This window comes from Lutaonella thermophila, assembly GCF_055387725.1.
This window is the reverse complement of the sequence record NZ_AP043783.1, coordinates 1,166,223-1,180,729: the sequence shown is the minus strand read 5'-3', so window position 1 is coordinate 1,180,729 and position 14,507 is coordinate 1,166,223. Positions and strand designations below refer to the sequence as shown.

Annotated in this window: 18 protein-coding genes; 2 read left to right on the top strand and 16 right to left on the bottom strand. The window is 37.7% G+C overall.

Annotated elements, in window-relative coordinates; translation table 11 throughout:
• Position 1 precedes the first annotated feature (1 nt).
• The 16 genes from rplX to rpsL all read right to left on the bottom strand — a co-directional run bounded on the left by rplX (position 2) and on the right by rpsL (position 8,936).
• The gene (gene rplX / locus ACZ5CF_RS05390) at positions 2–313 is read right to left on the bottom strand and encodes a 50S ribosomal protein L24 (protein WP_464580834.1); all 312 of its coding nucleotides are present in this window, start codon (positions 311–313) and stop codon (positions 2–4) included.
• 14 nt (positions 314–327) lie between these two features.
• Positions 328–696, bottom strand: coding sequence for a 50S ribosomal protein L14 (gene rplN / locus ACZ5CF_RS05385; protein WP_143954382.1), 369 nt, complete (start codon positions 694–696; stop codon positions 328–330).
• A 2-nt stretch (positions 697–698) separates the two neighbouring features.
• Positions 699–956: a 30S ribosomal protein S17 gene (rpsQ, locus tag ACZ5CF_RS05380; protein WP_464580814.1), complete on the bottom strand. Its 258-nt coding sequence runs from the start codon at positions 954–956 to the stop codon at positions 699–701.
• A 17-nt stretch (positions 957–973) separates the two neighbouring features.
• Positions 974–1,165 (bottom strand): 50S ribosomal protein L29, encoded by a 192-nt coding sequence (gene rpmC / locus ACZ5CF_RS05375; protein WP_464580813.1) that lies wholly within the window; start codon positions 1,163–1,165, stop codon positions 974–976.
• Between the two features lie 16 nt (positions 1,166–1,181).
• Positions 1,182–1,601, bottom strand: a complete 420-nt coding sequence (gene rplP, locus ACZ5CF_RS05370) for a 50S ribosomal protein L16 (RefSeq protein ID WP_464580812.1) — start codon at positions 1,599–1,601, stop codon at positions 1,182–1,184.
• 18 nt (positions 1,602–1,619) lie between these two features.
• Entirely contained in the window at positions 1,620–2,327 is a 708-nt protein-coding gene (gene rpsC, locus ACZ5CF_RS05365) for a 30S ribosomal protein S3 (protein WP_464580811.1), read from the bottom strand.
• Between the two features lie 9 nt (positions 2,328–2,336).
• A complete protein-coding gene (rplV, locus tag ACZ5CF_RS05360) occupies positions 2,337–2,744 on the bottom strand; it encodes a 50S ribosomal protein L22 (RefSeq protein WP_464580810.1) in 408 nt (135 codons plus the stop codon).
• A 9-nt stretch (positions 2,745–2,753) separates the two neighbouring features.
• Complete coding sequence (gene rpsS / locus ACZ5CF_RS05355; RefSeq protein ID WP_464580809.1) at positions 2,754–3,032, bottom strand: 30S ribosomal protein S19; 279 nt, start codon at positions 3,030–3,032, stop codon at positions 2,754–2,756.
• A gap of 12 nt (positions 3,033–3,044) precedes the next feature.
• Positions 3,045–3,869 carry a 50S ribosomal protein L2 gene (gene rplB, locus ACZ5CF_RS05350; protein WP_464580808.1) on the bottom strand — a complete coding sequence of 275 codons (825 nt, stop codon included), beginning with the start codon at positions 3,867–3,869 and terminating at the stop codon, positions 3,045–3,047.
• Between the two features lie 18 nt (positions 3,870–3,887).
• The gene (rplW, locus tag ACZ5CF_RS05345) at positions 3,888–4,178 is read right to left on the bottom strand and encodes a 50S ribosomal protein L23 (protein ID WP_464580807.1); all 291 of its coding nucleotides are present in this window, start codon (positions 4,176–4,178) and stop codon (positions 3,888–3,890) included.
• Positions 4,179–4,186: 8 nt separating this feature from the next.
• The gene (gene rplD, locus ACZ5CF_RS05340) at positions 4,187–4,816 is read right to left on the bottom strand and encodes a 50S ribosomal protein L4 (protein WP_464580806.1); all 630 of its coding nucleotides are present in this window, start codon (positions 4,814–4,816) and stop codon (positions 4,187–4,189) included.
• Positions 4,816–5,433, bottom strand: a complete 618-nt coding sequence (gene rplC, locus ACZ5CF_RS05335; protein WP_464580805.1) for a 50S ribosomal protein L3 — start codon at positions 5,431–5,433, stop codon at positions 4,816–4,818. Before rplC ends, rplD begins: the two co-directional genes overlap by 1 nt.
• Before the next feature lie 174 nt (positions 5,434–5,607).
• Positions 5,608–5,913: a 30S ribosomal protein S10 gene (rpsJ, locus tag ACZ5CF_RS05330; RefSeq protein WP_266015214.1), complete on the bottom strand. Its 306-nt coding sequence runs from the start codon at positions 5,911–5,913 to the stop codon at positions 5,608–5,610.
• An 11-nt stretch (positions 5,914–5,924) separates the two neighbouring features.
• Positions 5,925–8,051: an elongation factor G gene (gene fusA / locus ACZ5CF_RS05325; RefSeq protein WP_464580804.1), complete on the bottom strand. Its 2,127-nt coding sequence runs from the start codon at positions 8,049–8,051 to the stop codon at positions 5,925–5,927.
• Positions 8,052–8,061: 10 nt separating this feature from the next.
• Positions 8,062–8,538, bottom strand: coding sequence for a 30S ribosomal protein S7 (gene rpsG / locus ACZ5CF_RS05320; protein WP_464580803.1), 477 nt, complete (start codon positions 8,536–8,538; stop codon positions 8,062–8,064).
• A 23-nt stretch (positions 8,539–8,561) separates the two neighbouring features.
• Positions 8,562–8,936, bottom strand: coding sequence for a 30S ribosomal protein S12 (rpsL, locus tag ACZ5CF_RS05315; protein ID WP_228852346.1), 375 nt, complete (start codon positions 8,934–8,936; stop codon positions 8,562–8,564).
• 403 nt (positions 8,937–9,339) lie between these two features.
• On the opposite strand from rpsL, the gene ACZ5CF_RS05310 reads away from it, so the two are divergent.
• Both ACZ5CF_RS05310 and ACZ5CF_RS05305 read left to right on the top strand, forming a co-directional pair.
• Positions 9,340–12,477, top strand: coding sequence for a SusC/RagA family TonB-linked outer membrane protein (locus ACZ5CF_RS05310; RefSeq protein ID WP_464580802.1), 3,138 nt, complete (start codon positions 9,340–9,342; stop codon positions 12,475–12,477).
• An 18-nt stretch (positions 12,478–12,495) separates the two neighbouring features.
• Positions 12,496–13,932: a SusD/RagB family nutrient-binding outer membrane lipoprotein gene (locus ACZ5CF_RS05305; RefSeq protein ID WP_464580801.1), complete on the top strand. Its 1,437-nt coding sequence runs from the start codon at positions 12,496–12,498 to the stop codon at positions 13,930–13,932.
• Positions 13,933–14,507: the final 575 nt, after the last annotated feature.

Sequence of the window (14,507 nt, the reverse complement as noted above, 5' to 3'; positions counted from 1 at the left end):
ACTAAATTACTTCATTAGATTTTTTAGAAACTCTTACTTTCTTACCGTCTCTTATTTCATAGCCCACTCTTGTTGCTTCATTAGATTTTGGATCTATTAAAGACAAGTTTGAAATATGAATTGGAGCTTCTTTCTTCACTATTCCGCCTTGAGGGTTTTTTGCACTTGGCTTCTCATGCTTAGAAACCATATTAACGCCCTCTACAATGGCTCTCTTTTTTACACGATCTACAGATTGTACTTTGCCTTCTGCACCTTTATGGTCTCCGGCAATTACACGTACTGTATCTCCTGTTTTTATTTTTAGTTTCATCATTTTTTTATGTATTAAAGCACTTCTGGTGCTAATGATACAATTTTCATAAACTGCTTATCGCGAAGCTCTCTGGCTACAGGACCAAACACACGGGTTCCTCTCATTTCGCCTGCTGGGTTTAACAACACACATGCGTTGTCATCAAAACGAATGTAAGATCCGTCTGGTCTGCGTACTTCTTTTTTGGTACGTACTACCACTGCTGTAGATACTTGCCCTTTTTTAACGTTTCCGTTAGGGGTAGCATCTTTTACGGTAACAACAATTTTGTCACCAACAGAAGCGTATCTCTTTTTTGTACCTCCTAATACTCTAATAGCTAAAACTTCTTTAGCTCCGGTATTATCTGCTACTTTTAGTCTTGATTCTTGCTGTACCATAATTACTTCGCTCTTTCAATGATTTCAACTAATCTCCAACACTTGGTTTTACTTAAAGGTCTTGTTTCCATGATCTTTACAGTATCACCTTCGTTGCAATCGTTTTTCTCGTCGTGTGCTACGTATTTTTTCGTCTTTAACACGAACTTACCGTACATAGGGTGTTTTACCTTCTTAACTTCTGAAACCACAATAGATTTATCCATTTTATTGCTGGTAACAACCCCTATTCTTTCTTTTCTTAAATTTCTTTTTTCCATCTTAAGCAGCTTCAGAATTATTGTAATTCTCTTTTTGTAAGCTCTGTTGCCAAACGAGCCACCGTTCTTCTTACGTTTCTGATTTGAAGCGGGTTTTCGAGCGGTGTGATGGCATGAGCCATTTTTAACTCTGCATATTTTTTCTTGAATTCACCAAGCTTTTCTTGAAGCTCAGTTGTAGACAATTCTCTTATTTCTGATTGTTTCATAACTGTCAATTCTAAATTAAGCCGAATAATCTCTAGCTACAACAAACTTCGTTCTAACCGGAAGTTTTTGTGCGGCCAAACGTAAGGCTTCTTTTGCTACGTCGTAAGGCACACCGCCAACTTCAAACATTATTCTACCTGGCTTTACTACAGCTGCCCAATATTCTGGAGCACCTTTACCTTTACCCATACGTACCTCTAGAGGTTTTTTAGTGATGGGCTTATCTGGAAATATTTTAATCCAAAGTTGCCCTTCTCTTTTCATGTAACGAGTAGCTGCAATACGTGCTGCTTCTATTTGGCGTGCTGTAATAAATGAAGAATCCAATGATTTTATACCAAACATTCCGTTAGATAGTTGGTGACCTCTTTGAGAGATCCCTTTCATTCTACCTTTCTGATGTCTACGATATTTGGTTCTTTTTGGCTGTAACATTTTTCTTAACTTTTAAAATTACTTTCTACGGCGAGCTTTTTTAGCACCGGCTCCTTTTCCTTGTTTTTTAGACATACCCACAAGTGGTGAGAGCTCACGCTTTCCATAAACTTCGCCTTTCATAATCCACACTTTAATACCTAATCTTCCGTAGGTAGTATGTGCTTCTTCTAAAGCATAATCAATATCAGCTCTAAAAGTAGACAATGGAATTCTTCCGTCTTTATACGATTCAGAACGGGCCATTTCGGCACCATTTAGCCTTCCTGATATTTGCACTTTAATACCTTCTGCGTTCATACGCATAGCAGCAGCAATAGCCATTTTTATTGCACGTCTGTAACTGATCCTGCTTTCTATTTGACGAGCAATACTTGCAGCCACTAAATTGGCATCAAGCTCAGGGCGCTTAATTTCAAAAATGTTAATCTGAACCTCTTTGTTGGTAATTTTCTTGAGCTCTTCTTTTAGCTTGTCTACCTCCTGTCCGCCTTTTCCGATAATTATACCCGGACGAGCGGTGGTGATAGTAACGGTTACAAGCTTAAGAGTACGCTCTATAATTACGCGAGAAACACTGGCTTTAGATAGACGCGCATGGATATACTTTCTGATTTTATCGTCTTCAGCAAGTTTATCTCCATAGTCATTACCTCCGTACCAGTTAGACTCCCATCCTCTGATAATACCAAGGCGATTTCCGATTGGATTAGTTTTTTGTCCCATACTTCTATCTTAGCTTTGTGTGTTATTGTTAGCTCCAAGCACGATTGTTACGTGGTTAGAGCGTTTTCTAATTCTATGTGCTCTTCCTTGAGGAGCTGGACGAAGACGCTTTAGCATGCTTCCACCATCTACTCTTATTTCTTTCACAAAAAGATCTGCTTCTTCTACGTCTGCATCTTCGTTTTTAGCCTGCCAGTTTGCAATAGCAGACAACAACAATTTCTCTAAACGTCTTGAAGCTTCTTTTTGGCTAAATTTCAATATAGCAAGCGCTTTCTCTACTTTTTCACCTCTAATTAAATCTGCAACTAAACGCATTTTTCTAGGCGAAGTAGGGCAGTTATTAAGCTTAGCAAAAGCTACTTGTTTTTTAGCTTCTTTTATTTTCTCTGCTCTTTCTCTTTTACGAACTCCCATAGCTTCCTATTATTTTTTTCCTTTATTTTTAGCCCCTGCATGACCTCTAAATGATCTTGTGGGCGAGAATTCTCCTAACTTATGTCCTACCATGTTCTCGGTAATGTAAACCGGAACAAATTGACGACCATTATGAACAGCTATGGTTTGACCAACAAAGTCTGGAGTTATCATAGATGCTCTAGACCATGTTTTTATAACTGTTTTCTTTCCAGATTCAACGTTTTGTTGAACTTTTTTCTCTAAACTATAGTGAACGTAAGGTCCTTTTTTTAGTGAACGTGCCATCTTTTACTCTTTTTATTTCTTTCTACGTTCTATTATATACTTATTACTTGCCTTGGTTTTAGAACGAGTTCTAAAGCCTTTAGCCGGAATACCTTTTCTAGATCTTGGGTGACCTCCTGAAGCTCTACCTTCACCACCACCCATTGGATGATCTACAGGGTTCATTACCACAGGTCTGGTTCTAGGTCTTCTACCTAACCATCTGCTTCTACCGGCTTTACCAGAAACTATTAATTGGTGGTCTGAGTTAGACACAGCACCAATTGTAGCATAGCAATTTGCTAATACCATTCTAGTTTCTCCAGAAGGCAACTTAATAGTTGCGTATTTTCCTTCTCTTGCCATTAATTGAGCAAAAGCACCGGCACTTCTTGCCATAACTGCTCCTTGTCCAGGACGCAATTCTATACAAGAAATAATGGTACCAAGTGGCACATCGCTTAACGGCATTGCATTACCGATTTCTGGAGCTACACCGCTACCAGACATAACTGTTTGCCCCACTTGTAACCCATTTTGAGCTATAATGTAGCTTTTCTCACCGTCTTTGTATTCAATTAAAGCGATGAAAGCTGTTCTGTTTGGATCGTATTGTATAGATTGTACAGTAGCCTCTACACCTGTTTTGGCTCTTTTAAAATCTATTAAACGATACTTACGCTTATGACCACCACCTTTGTAGCGCATGGTCATTTTTCCTTGACTGTTTCTACCTCCTGACTTTTTTAACGGAACAAGTAAACTCTTTTCCGGCTTATCAGTTGTAATCGCGTCAAATCCGTTTACAACTCTAAATCGCTGTCCAGGAGTGATTGGTTTTAATTTTCTAACTGACATCTTCTAGCTTTATCTATCTTATAAATTACTATAAAAATCTATCGTGTCTCCTTCTGCTACTTGTACAATGGCCTTCTTATAAGCATTAGTTTTTGCTTGTTGAATACCAGTTTTTGTGTAGCGCATACTTCTTTTCGGACCATAATTCATTGTACGAACTTTCTCTACAGAAACCCCATAAGCAGCTTCTACTGCTTCTTTGATTTCTAGCTTGTTAGCCTTGGTGTCTACAATGAAACCATAGCGGTTATTTAACTCGCTATCAGCGGTCGCTTTTTCTGTTATTATTGGTTTAATTAACACACTCATTTGGTTTCTTATTTAGTTAAGTTCGCTTGAATTCCTTCTACAGCCCCTTCTAAAAGCACAATGTTGTTTGCGTTTAAAATTTTATAAGTGCTTAATTCTGAGGAGGTTACAACCTCAGAGCCTTGTAAATTGCGCGACGACAAATATACATTATTATTTGACTCACCCAACACAAACAATGATTTTTTGCTTTCTAACCCTAAGGCTTTGAGCACGTTAGTGAAATTTTTAGTTTTAGGAGCCTCAAAAGTGAAGTCTTCTACAACTAAAATTGCGTTCTCCTTTGCCTTTAAACTAAGAGCTGATTTTCTTGCTAAACGCTTTACATTTTTGTTAAGCTTTTGAGTGTATTTTCTTGGTCTTGGACCAAAAATTCTACCTCCACCAACAAAAATTGGCGATTTAATGCTTCCAGCTCTAGCTGTACCGGTACCTTTTTGTTTTTTAATCTTACGTGTACTACCGGTTATTTCACCACGCTCTTTTGCCTTGTGTGTTCCTTGGCGTTGGTGTGCTAAATACTGCTTTACATCTAAGTAAAGAGCATGGTTGTTAGGCTCTATACCAAAAACCTCTTTAGAAAGCTTTACCTTTCTTCCGGTTTCTTTTCCTTCTATGTTTAAAACTGCTACTTCCATTACTTCTGAATGATTACATAAGCGTTTTTGTGACCCGGAACACATCCTTTAACTACTAAAAGATTTTTCTCAGGTACAACCTTTAACACTTTTAAGTTTTGTACTGTTACTCTTTCTCCACCCATTCTTCCGGCCATTCTCATTCCTTTGAATACTCTAGATGGGTAAGATGATGCTCCAATAGATCCTGGTGCTCTTAAACGATTGTGCTGCCCGTGAGTTGCTTGACCAACACCGGCAAAGCCGTGACGTTTAACTACACCCTGGAATCCTTTACCTTTTGATGTACCAGTTACATCAACAAACTCTCCTTCTACAAAGTGTTCTACCGTAATGGTGTCACCTAATTTAAACTCGCCTTCAAATCCTTGGAATTCAACAACTTTTTTCTTAGGCGAAACACCGGCTTTTTTATAATGGCCTAACTCAGCCTTATTAGCACGTTTTTCTGCCTTGTCATCGAAACCAAGTTGAAGAGCGTCATACCCGTCAACCTCTTTGGTTCTGACTTGGGTAACTACGCATGGTCCAGCTTCGATTACTGTACATGGAATGTTTTTTCCATTTTCATCGAAAATGCTGGTCATACCTACTTTTTTTCCAATTAACCCAGACATAATTAAAATTTATATTAAACTATTATTTAAAAAAACAGGGGCAAAAAATACTTCAACCCCTGTGAATGTATTTTTTCGCCGTTTTTCCCTAACCCGTCGTTAAGGACATGTACTTTTCTCTACTCCCGAGAAAATATATACTGGGCCAAACATATTGTCTGACCCATGTTTTTATCACACTTTAATCTCTACTTCTACACCACTTGGCAACTCTAACTTCATTAACGCATCAATTGTTTTAGAAGAAGAGCTGTAAATATCTAGTAAGCGCTTATACGAGCTAAGCTGAAATTGCTCTCTAGATTTTTTGTTTACGTGAGGTGAACGAAGCACAGTAAAAATTCTTTTGTGCGTAGGTAGCGGAATCGGACCGGTAACTACTGCACCTGTAGTTTTTACTGTTTTTACGATTTTTTCAGCTGACTTGTCAACTAAATTATGATCGTATGACTTTAATTTTATTCTAATTTTCTGACTCATTTTCTTAATTTTTAAGCAGTTACGCCTTTAGTAGCTTTAATAACCTCTTCTGCAATGTTTGGAGGAGTCTCTGCATAGTGAGAGAATTCCATAGTAGAAGTAGCCCTACCAGATGATAATGTTCTCAATGCTGTTACATAACCAAACATTTCGGCTAGAGGCACTTCTGCTTTAATCACTTTAGATCCCGCTCTGTCAGACATGTTATTTACTTGTCCACGACGACGGTTAAGGTCTCCTACTATATCACCCATGTTTTCTTCTGGAGTAAGCACTTCTAACTTCATAATTGGCTCCATTAGCACTGCTCTTGCTGCTTTAGCTGCAGCTTTAAATCCTAATTTAGCAGCCAATTCGAATGAAAGTGAATCTGAATCTACAGGGTGGAATGAACCATCTTTAAGGGTAACTTTCATAGAGTCTATCTCGAAGCCTGCTAACGGTCCGTTCTTCATAGCTTCTTGGAATCCTTTTTCTACTGAAGGAATAAACTCTTTTGGAATGTTACCACCTTTAATTTCGTTGATGAATTGTAAACCGGTAACTCCCTCATCAGCCGGTTCCATAGTAAATACAATATCAGCGAATTTACCACGACCACCAGATTGTTTCTTGTAAACTTCTCTGTGCTCTGCCTTGGCAGTTAATGCTTCTTTGTACTCTACTTGTGGCTGACCTTGGTTTACGTCTACTTTAAATTCTCTACGTAAACGATCTACAATAATATCTAAGTGAAGCTCTCCCATACCAGAAATAATTGTCTGGCCAGAAGCTTCGTCTGTTTTTACTTGGAAAGTTGGATCTTCTTCGGCTAACTTAGAAAGCGCCATTCCTAACTTATCTACATCTGCCTTAGTTTTTGGCTCTACAGCGATACCAATTACCGGATCTGGGAACACCATACTTTCTAGTACAATTGGGTGTTTTTCGTCGCAAAGCGTATCACCGGTTTTAATTTCTTTAAACCCTACTGCAGCTCCAATATCACCAGCTTCAATAAAATCAATTGCATTTTGCTTATTAGAGTGCATTTGGTAAATACGAGAAATACGCTCTTTTTTACCAGAACGAGTATTTAACACGTAAGAACCGGCATCTAAACGCCCTGAATAAGCACGGAAGAATGCTAAACGACCCACGAAAGGATCTGTAGCAATTTTAAATGCTAATGCTGCGAACGGCTCATTAACATCCGGCTTTCTTGCTATTTCTTCTCCGGTATTAGGATTTGTACCTACAATCGCATCTTTATCTACAGGAGAAGGTAAGTATCTACAAACTGCATCTAACAAGAATTGTACACCCTTGTTTTTAAATGCAGAACCACAAACCATTGGAATGATACTCATATCCATAACTGCAGCACGTAGCGCAGCATGAATTTCATCTTCTGTAATAGAGTTTTCATCTTCAAAGAATTTCTCCATTAAAGCTTCATCGTACTCTGCTACAGCTTCAATTAGGTTTGCTCTGTATTTGTTTACTTCTTCTTGCATATCGGCAGGAATATCAACTACATCAAAAGTAGATCCGTAGTTTTCTTCGTGCCAGATAATTGCTCTATTCTTAACTAAATCTACAATACCTTTAAAATCTGCCTCTTCTCCTATTGGCAATACAATTGGCACCGCATTAGAACCTAACATATCTTTTACTTGCTGACAAACAGCTAAGAAATTAGATCCTTGACGGTCCATTTTGTTAACAAAGCCCATTCTTGGCACTTTGTAGTTGTCTGCTAAACGCCAGTTGGTTTCTGATTGAGGCTCTACTCCATCTACAGCACTAAATAAAAAAACCAATCCATCAAGAACTCTTAACGATCGGTTTACCTCTACTGTAAAGTCTACGTGACCCGGAGTATCAATTATATTAAAGTGGTAAGGTTTAGAGTCTGGAGTTGGTTTACCTTGCTCTGTTGGAAAGTTCCAAGTACAAGTTGTTGCTGCAGAGGTAATGGTAATACCACGCTCTTGCTCTTGCTCCATCCAGTCCATAGTAGCGGCACCATCGTGCACCTCACCAATTTTATGACTAACACCGGTATAGAACAATATACGCTCTGTAGTGGTAGTTTTTCCAGCATCAATATGAGCTGCAATACCTATATTTCTAGTAAATTTTAAATCTCTTCCCATTTGTTATAAGTTAAAATCTAAAGTGAGAGAATGCTTTATTTGCTTCTGCCATTTTGTGCGTATCTACACGTTTTTTAACAGCAGCACCTTCTTCTTTGGCAGCAGCCAAAATCTCTGCAGCTAGTTTTTGCGCCATTGATTTTTCGTTACGCTTACGCGCAAAACCAATAAGCCATTTCATAGCCATAGACACTTTTCTATCTGGACGTATTTGCATTGGAATTTGGAATGTAGCTCCACCAACACGTCTTGAACGCACCTCTACATGAGGCATTACGTTAGATAAGGCATCTTTCCAGATTTCTAGCGCAGTTTTCTCATCGTCTGTTTTCTTTTGCTCTACAATATCTATTGCATCATAGAACACTTTAAACGCAACAGACTTTTTACCGTCCCACATCAACATGTTCACAAAACGCGTAACAAGCTGATCGTTAAATCTTGGATCTGGTAAAAGCGGTCTTTTTTTCGCCTGTCTTTTTCTCATGTCTTTACATTAATAATTAATGATTACTTTTTAGGGCGTTTTGCACCGTACTTAGATCTTCTTTGCGTTCTACCTTGAACACCTGCAGTATCCAAAGCACCACGTACAATATGATATCTAACACCAGGCAAATCTTTTACCCTTCCGCCTCTTACTAATACTATCGAGTGCTCTTGGAGGTTGTGACCTTCTCCGGGGATGTATGCGTTCACTTCATTACCGTTTGTTAACCTCACCCTTGCTACTTTACGCATAGCTGAGTTAGGCTTTTTTGGCGTAGTAGTGTAAACACGCGTACAAACTCCTCTACGTTGAGGACACGAATCCAAAGCAGCCGATTTACTCTTCTTAGTAATCTTGGCTCTTCCTTTTCGTACTAATTGTGAAATTGTTGGCATAATTTACTCTTACAATATAATGTTAAAAAACCCTCTTTTTAGAGGGTGGCAAAGGTAATAATATTTTGCAATTATTCAAACCTTAAGTAATTAATTTTCAAATATCTTTTAATTGAAGTTTGTTAAGAATGTTTTAACCCTTGTTAATTTCACAAAAAATTAAGCTGTTTTTCACATCCTTTTACACAAGAAACAACTGTTTTTAATATACCAAAAAGACACAATTAATTGATTGTCAATTCAGTATAAAATTTCAATGATTTTTCTTCAAGCCAATCTCTATAAACCCTTATAAACAAAGGGGTCAAGGGGTATAATATAAAAAGTGATTTTAATAAAAAAAAGTTGATTTTTTTTTCTCTTTTTCACAAATTTGGCGCCGGCTAATTCAAAAATTTAAAAAATGAGAAAAAAAATCGCAGGATTATTAACGTTGTTAACAACGTTGGTTGTGCAGATTTCTTTTGCACAACAAAAAACCGTATCGGGTACTGTAACCGATCAAAGCGGTGTGCCGTTACCTGGTGTTAACATTATTGTTGAAGGCACCACTACAGGTACACAAACAGATTTTGATGGTAATTATACCATTCAAGCAAACGAAGGTCAAACTTTAGTATTTACCTACATTGGCCTTAAAACAGAGAAAAGAGTTGTTGGCGCATCTACAACTATTAACCTACAAATGCAAGAAGACGCCCAAGCTCTAGAAGAAGTAGTTGTTACAGCTCTTGGTATTAAAAGAGACAAAAAGAGCTTAGGTTTTGCGCAACAAACCGTTGAAGGCGAAGCGTTAACAACTGCTAAAGATGTTGATATTAACAACGCAATTGCCGGTAAGGTATCTGGTGTTCAGATGCTTGGTGCTCCAAGTTCTGGTTTTGACAACGCCGTGGTACGTTTAAGAGGTGAAACAGACCTTTTATACGTTGTAGATGGTGTTAAAGTAAACAGCGCAGCTGATATCAATACCGATGACATTGCAGACCTATCTGTTCTTAAAGGTAGTGCAGCTACAGCACTTTATGGACCTATTGGTAAAAATGGTGTTGTTGTAATTACTACCAAAAGAGGTAAAGAAGGTAAAGCTACTTTTACTTTAGATCAATCTGTACAAATAAGCAACGTTTACTTATTACCTGAATACCAAAACGAGTATGGAGGTGGTTATACTCAAGACTTTGCTACATTAAACGGAGAATTAATTCCTAACTACGCAGCAGACGAGTCTTGGGGCCCTAGATTAGATGGTAGATTAGTAAGACACTGGGATAGCTGGATTCCCGGAAGCCCAACTTTCGGAGAACTTAGACCATGGTCTCCTAACCCAGACAACGTAAAAGATTTTTACGAAACCGGTATTACAAGTAACACTTTCTTAGGCTTTACTAAAGGTGGTGAAGACTACAATATTAAAGCTAACTTAAGAAGAGTTGAAATCTCTGGTGTTTCTCCAAACTCTGGAAGAGACCTAATTCAAACCGGTTTAAGCACAGAGTATAACATTACAGATAACTTTAAAGTTTTTGCAAACTTTAACTACCAATACAGAGCTACGTTAAACAATCCGGATAACGGATATGGAGGAATTGGTTCTAACTTTAACCAGTGGTTCCAGAGACAATTAGACATGAAGAGGTTAAAGAATAATTATTTCCAAAACGGAAACTTCTATACCTGGAACATGCGTAGTACTACAGATTTAAGACCTCTTTACTGGGATTCTCCGTACTTTGAGGTTTACCAAAACCTTAAGCACGAGTATAAAAACTCTACTTTTGGAAACATTGGATTTACTGTAGATATTACTGATGAGTTATCATTCACCAACGAATTAAGACAAGCAGTTAACACTTTCCAATTTAACGACCGTACTGCTTTTGGTGGATTAAACTTACCATCATACAGAGAGAGAAATCAAACCATCAGTACTACAGAGTACTTTGGTATGTTAACTTATGATAAGGACATTAACGAAGATTTTGATGTTAAAGCTAGCATTGGTACAGAATTATACCAATTTAAAAACAGCTATGTAGATGCCAGCACAAACTCTGGTTTAACTATTCCTGGTTTCTACAGCATCGAAACTTCTAAAGAAAGACCTACTTACACAAGTAGATACTTTGAGCAAAAAAACAGAGGTGTTTTTGCAACTGCCTCTTTAGGATATAAAGACATTTTATACTTAGACGGTAGTTTCCGTATGGATTGGAACTCTACTGCAGATCCAAGCAACAACCGTGTAGATACAAAGGGAGGATCGTTAAGTTTCTTATTCTCTAACCTATTCGAGTCTGAAGCTTTAAGCTTTGGTAAATTACGTTTAGGTTATGCAGAGGCTCCAAGCTTCCCTAGCATTCATGCGCTAAATGCATCATACGATGTTGTTGGCTCATACAACGGAACTACAGTTTTACGCCCAGATTACACTCAAGCTAATCCAACTTTAAAAGGTGGTACAAGAAAAGAGCTTGAGATTGGTACAGAGCTTAAATTTGTAAACAACAGATTAGGTTTAGATTTAACGTATTTTGATAGAAGAGATGTAGACCTTCCTGTTGCAGCTCCATTATCTGCAACTACCGGTTACACAGCTGTTAACGTAAACAGTGCAGAAACAAAATCTAACGGTTTTGAGGTTGCCTTATACGCAACTCCGTTTAAGACTGAAGATTTTGAATGGAATACCTCTTTAAACTTTGCTACTTTAAAGAGAGAGGTAGTAGCGTTATACGGCGATGTAGAAACTGAGGTTTTAGCCTCTTCTTGGAGAGGTTTAAGACTTGAAGCTCACGTAGGTGAAGAATGGGGTGCATTCTATGGAAGAAAAATTTTAAGAGACGACCAAGGTAGAATGTTAATAAACTCTTCAGGTGAGATTCAATATGAAGAAAACCAATACTTAGGTAACCTATTACCAGACTTTACCGGAGGTTTTGTAAACACTATTCGTTATAAAAACTTTGATTTATCGTTTAGTGTAGACTTCCAAAAAGGTGGTAAGTTCTTCTCTGTAACTAAAATGTTTAACAACTACTCTGGTCTTGGTATAGAGACTGTAGGCAACAACGCTTTAGGCAACCCTGTGCGTGATATGCCTGTAGGATCTGGTGGTGAGGCTACTGTAGTTGCCGCAAATGATGCTCAAAGCAATTCTGGAGGTGTTCTTGTAGAAGGAGTAGATGCTACAACAGGTGAGCCTGCTTCATACTATGTAGAAGCTCAAGAATACTGGGGAAGAACATTCGCATTACACGAAATGTGGTTATACGATGCTTCATACGTAAAACTACGTCAACTTCGTTTAGGCTACACATTACCAGACAGATTTGTTAGCAAGCTTCCTGTAGAAGACATTAAAGTAAGTTTCTTTGCTAACAACTTATGGTTAATTCACTCAGAAGTTGAAGGTATAGACCCATCAGAGATTGAAAACACTAACGGAGGTAGCGCTGTTGGTCAAGGATATCGTTGGGCTGAAGGTGGACAGTTACCAAGTAGCAGAACTCTGGGTATGAACATAAGATTAACATTCTAATCTTAAAAAATTAAACACATGAAAAAATATTTAAATAAACTATTTGTAGCTTCTGCAGCATTTACAATGTTAACTGCTTGTAATGATGCAGATTTTGGAGATACCAACAAAAACACAAACCAGGTGTCTTCTGTAGTTCCGTCATCTTTACTGGTAGATGCACAAGCTAACATAGGCAATATTGTTACTACTAACATTCCATCTATCTATGTACAACACTTGTCGCAAACTCAGTACACCGAAGAATCTAGATACCAAACTATTCACTGGAGCTACGGTAACTTATACAACAGATTGTTGTCTTTAAAAACAATAATCGATGTTAACTCAAACCCTGAAACAGCCGAAGCTATGGCTGCATACGGGTCTAACAACAACCAAATTGCGGTTGCTAAAATCTTAAGAGCTTACTACTTTCAGTACATGACAGACAGATGGGGTAATATTCCTTACTCTGAAGCTTTACAAGGTTTAGACAACCCACAACCAAAGTACGACTCTCAAGAGTTTATTTACGACTCTTTATTTAATGAGATTGATGAGGCTTTAGCAATGATGGATGCCGGAGCTGGTCCTGTTGGAGATATCTACTTTGATGGAGATATGACAAGATGGGCTCAGTTTGCTAATACTTTAAAATTAGTTATGGCGCTTCGTCTATCTAAAGTTCATCCAGATCCAAACGGATACGCTGCAACTAAGTTTAGAGAAGCATTACCTGGTGCTATCTCTAGCACTGCAGAAAACATCTACCACCCATTCATCTCTGACGAGAATTTTGATAACCCATGGCAAGATGATTTTGTTGACAGTGGTAGAACTGACGAGTGTATGAGTGATGTGATCGTAGACTTTATGTTAGACAGAAACGATCCGAGAATTGAGAAATATGCTGCGCCTGCAGTTAGTAGCGGAGAATATGTAGGTATGCCTTACGGAATTGCAAATGCAGGTGATATTCCTAACGATGATGTATCGTTCATGAACGATGCCTTAATTAAAGATCCTACATTCCCAGGTGTTGTTTTCACCTACGCTCAAGTAGCTTTCTCAAAAGCTGAAGCTGTTGAGTTAGGCTGGATTAGCGGAGACACTCAAACTTTCTACGAAGAGGCAATTACTTCTTCTATGGAGCAATGGGGTGTAGACCAAGCAGATATTGCTGCTTACTTAGCAGAGCCAAATGTAGCTTTTAATGCTAACAACGCAATGAATTTAATTGCAGAGCAAAAATGGTTAGCATTATTCTACCAAGGTTTTGAAGCTTGGTTTGAGTGGAGACGTTTAGACTATCCTAACTTAAGCCCTGCTCCAGATGCATTAACCGGAACCGGTATTCCAGTTCGTCACGGTTATCCAGACACAGAACCTGCTCAAAATGCCGCTAATTACAATGCAGCAGTTAGTGAGCAAGGTCCAGATAACATGGACACTCCAGTTTGGTGGGATAGATAATAACCTACCTAACTTTAAAATAAAACCACCAAGATTTTCTTGGTGGTTTTTTTTATACAATGTTGTAAAAACAAGATTAATACAACGATATTTATTTACCTGAAAATTACTTTACAGTTTAACATGTTATTTGTATTACAGTACAATAAACAGACTCAATAATTAAATTGTACCAATTATTGTTTTAACATAGAATTTAAATTCTAATCATTAGATAATGAAATGAATATGTAGTAAATTACAAAATACAACACAGATGCTATAGAGGAACGTCAACAAATCTCTATTTAAAAAACAAATGATTTAAGCTATCGTTCTCAATAAAAAATTACCTACCAAATACTTCGAGTATACTCAGCGAGAGCATTTCTGGCTCTGATTATAGCAAAAACTAATACTCCTTATCTCTTTACGGCTGAAGGTTAGGTTTGAGAATTATTTTTTTGAGATTAAATAAGCATTTTTAATTCCTAAGCCTAAGTCCTAAAATACTATAATACACTTTACTTTATCACACTTCATCCTTTAAAAAAAAATCAAAAATTCAATTCATTTTTTAGAAAGTTTTAAGCACT

Excerpts from the sequence above, each read along its gene's own strand:
- ACZ5CF_RS05305 (WP_464580801.1), top strand. The coding sequence starts at position 12,496 with ATGAAAAAATATTTAAATAAACTATTTGTAGCTTCTGCAGCATTTACA.
- rplD (WP_464580806.1), bottom strand. The coding sequence starts at position 4,816 with ATGGAAGTAGCAGTTTTAAACATAGAAGGAAAAGAAACCGGAAGAAAG.
- rpmC (WP_464580813.1), bottom strand. The coding sequence starts at position 1,165 with ATGAAACAATCAGAAATAAGAGAATTGTCTACAACTGAGCTTCAAGAA.
- rpsC (WP_464580811.1), bottom strand. The coding sequence starts at position 2,327 with ATGGGACAAAAAACTAATCCAATCGGAAATCGCCTTGGTATTATCAGA.
- rplX (WP_464580834.1), bottom strand. The coding sequence starts at position 313 with ATGAAACTAAAAATAAAAACAGGAGATACAGTACGTGTAATTGCCGGA.
- rpsJ (WP_266015214.1), bottom strand. The coding sequence starts at position 5,913 with ATGAGTCAGAAAATTAGAATAAAATTAAAGTCATACGATCATAATTTA.
- rpsS (WP_464580809.1), bottom strand. The coding sequence starts at position 3,032 with ATGGCACGTTCACTAAAAAAAGGACCTTACGTTCACTATAGTTTAGAG.
- rplV (WP_464580810.1), bottom strand. The coding sequence starts at position 2,744 with ATGGGAGTTCGTAAAAGAGAAAGAGCAGAGAAAATAAAAGAAGCTAAA.
- rpsG (WP_464580803.1), bottom strand. The coding sequence starts at position 8,538 with ATGAGAAAAAGACAGGCGAAAAAAAGACCGCTTTTACCAGATCCAAGA.
- rpsQ (WP_464580814.1), bottom strand. The coding sequence starts at position 956 with ATGGAAAAAAGAAATTTAAGAAAAGAAAGAATAGGGGTTGTTACCAGC.
- rpsL (WP_228852346.1), bottom strand. The coding sequence starts at position 8,936 with ATGCCAACAATTTCACAATTAGTACGAAAAGGAAGAGCCAAGATTACT.
- rplB (WP_464580808.1), bottom strand. The coding sequence starts at position 3,869 with ATGTCAGTTAGAAAATTAAAACCAATCACTCCTGGACAGCGATTTAGA.
- rplP (WP_464580812.1), bottom strand. The coding sequence starts at position 1,601 with ATGTTACAGCCAAAAAGAACCAAATATCGTAGACATCAGAAAGGTAGA.
- fusA (WP_464580804.1), bottom strand. The coding sequence starts at position 8,051 with ATGGGAAGAGATTTAAAATTTACTAGAAATATAGGTATTGCAGCTCAT.
- ACZ5CF_RS05310 (WP_464580802.1), top strand. The coding sequence starts at position 9,340 with ATGAGAAAAAAAATCGCAGGATTATTAACGTTGTTAACAACGTTGGTT.
- rplC (WP_464580805.1), bottom strand. The coding sequence starts at position 5,433 with ATGTCTGGGTTAATTGGAAAAAAAGTAGGTATGACCAGCATTTTCGAT.
- rplN (WP_143954382.1), bottom strand. The coding sequence starts at position 696 with ATGGTACAGCAAGAATCAAGACTAAAAGTAGCAGATAATACCGGAGCT.
- rplW (WP_464580807.1), bottom strand. The coding sequence starts at position 4,178 with ATGAGTGTGTTAATTAAACCAATAATAACAGAAAAAGCGACCGCTGAT.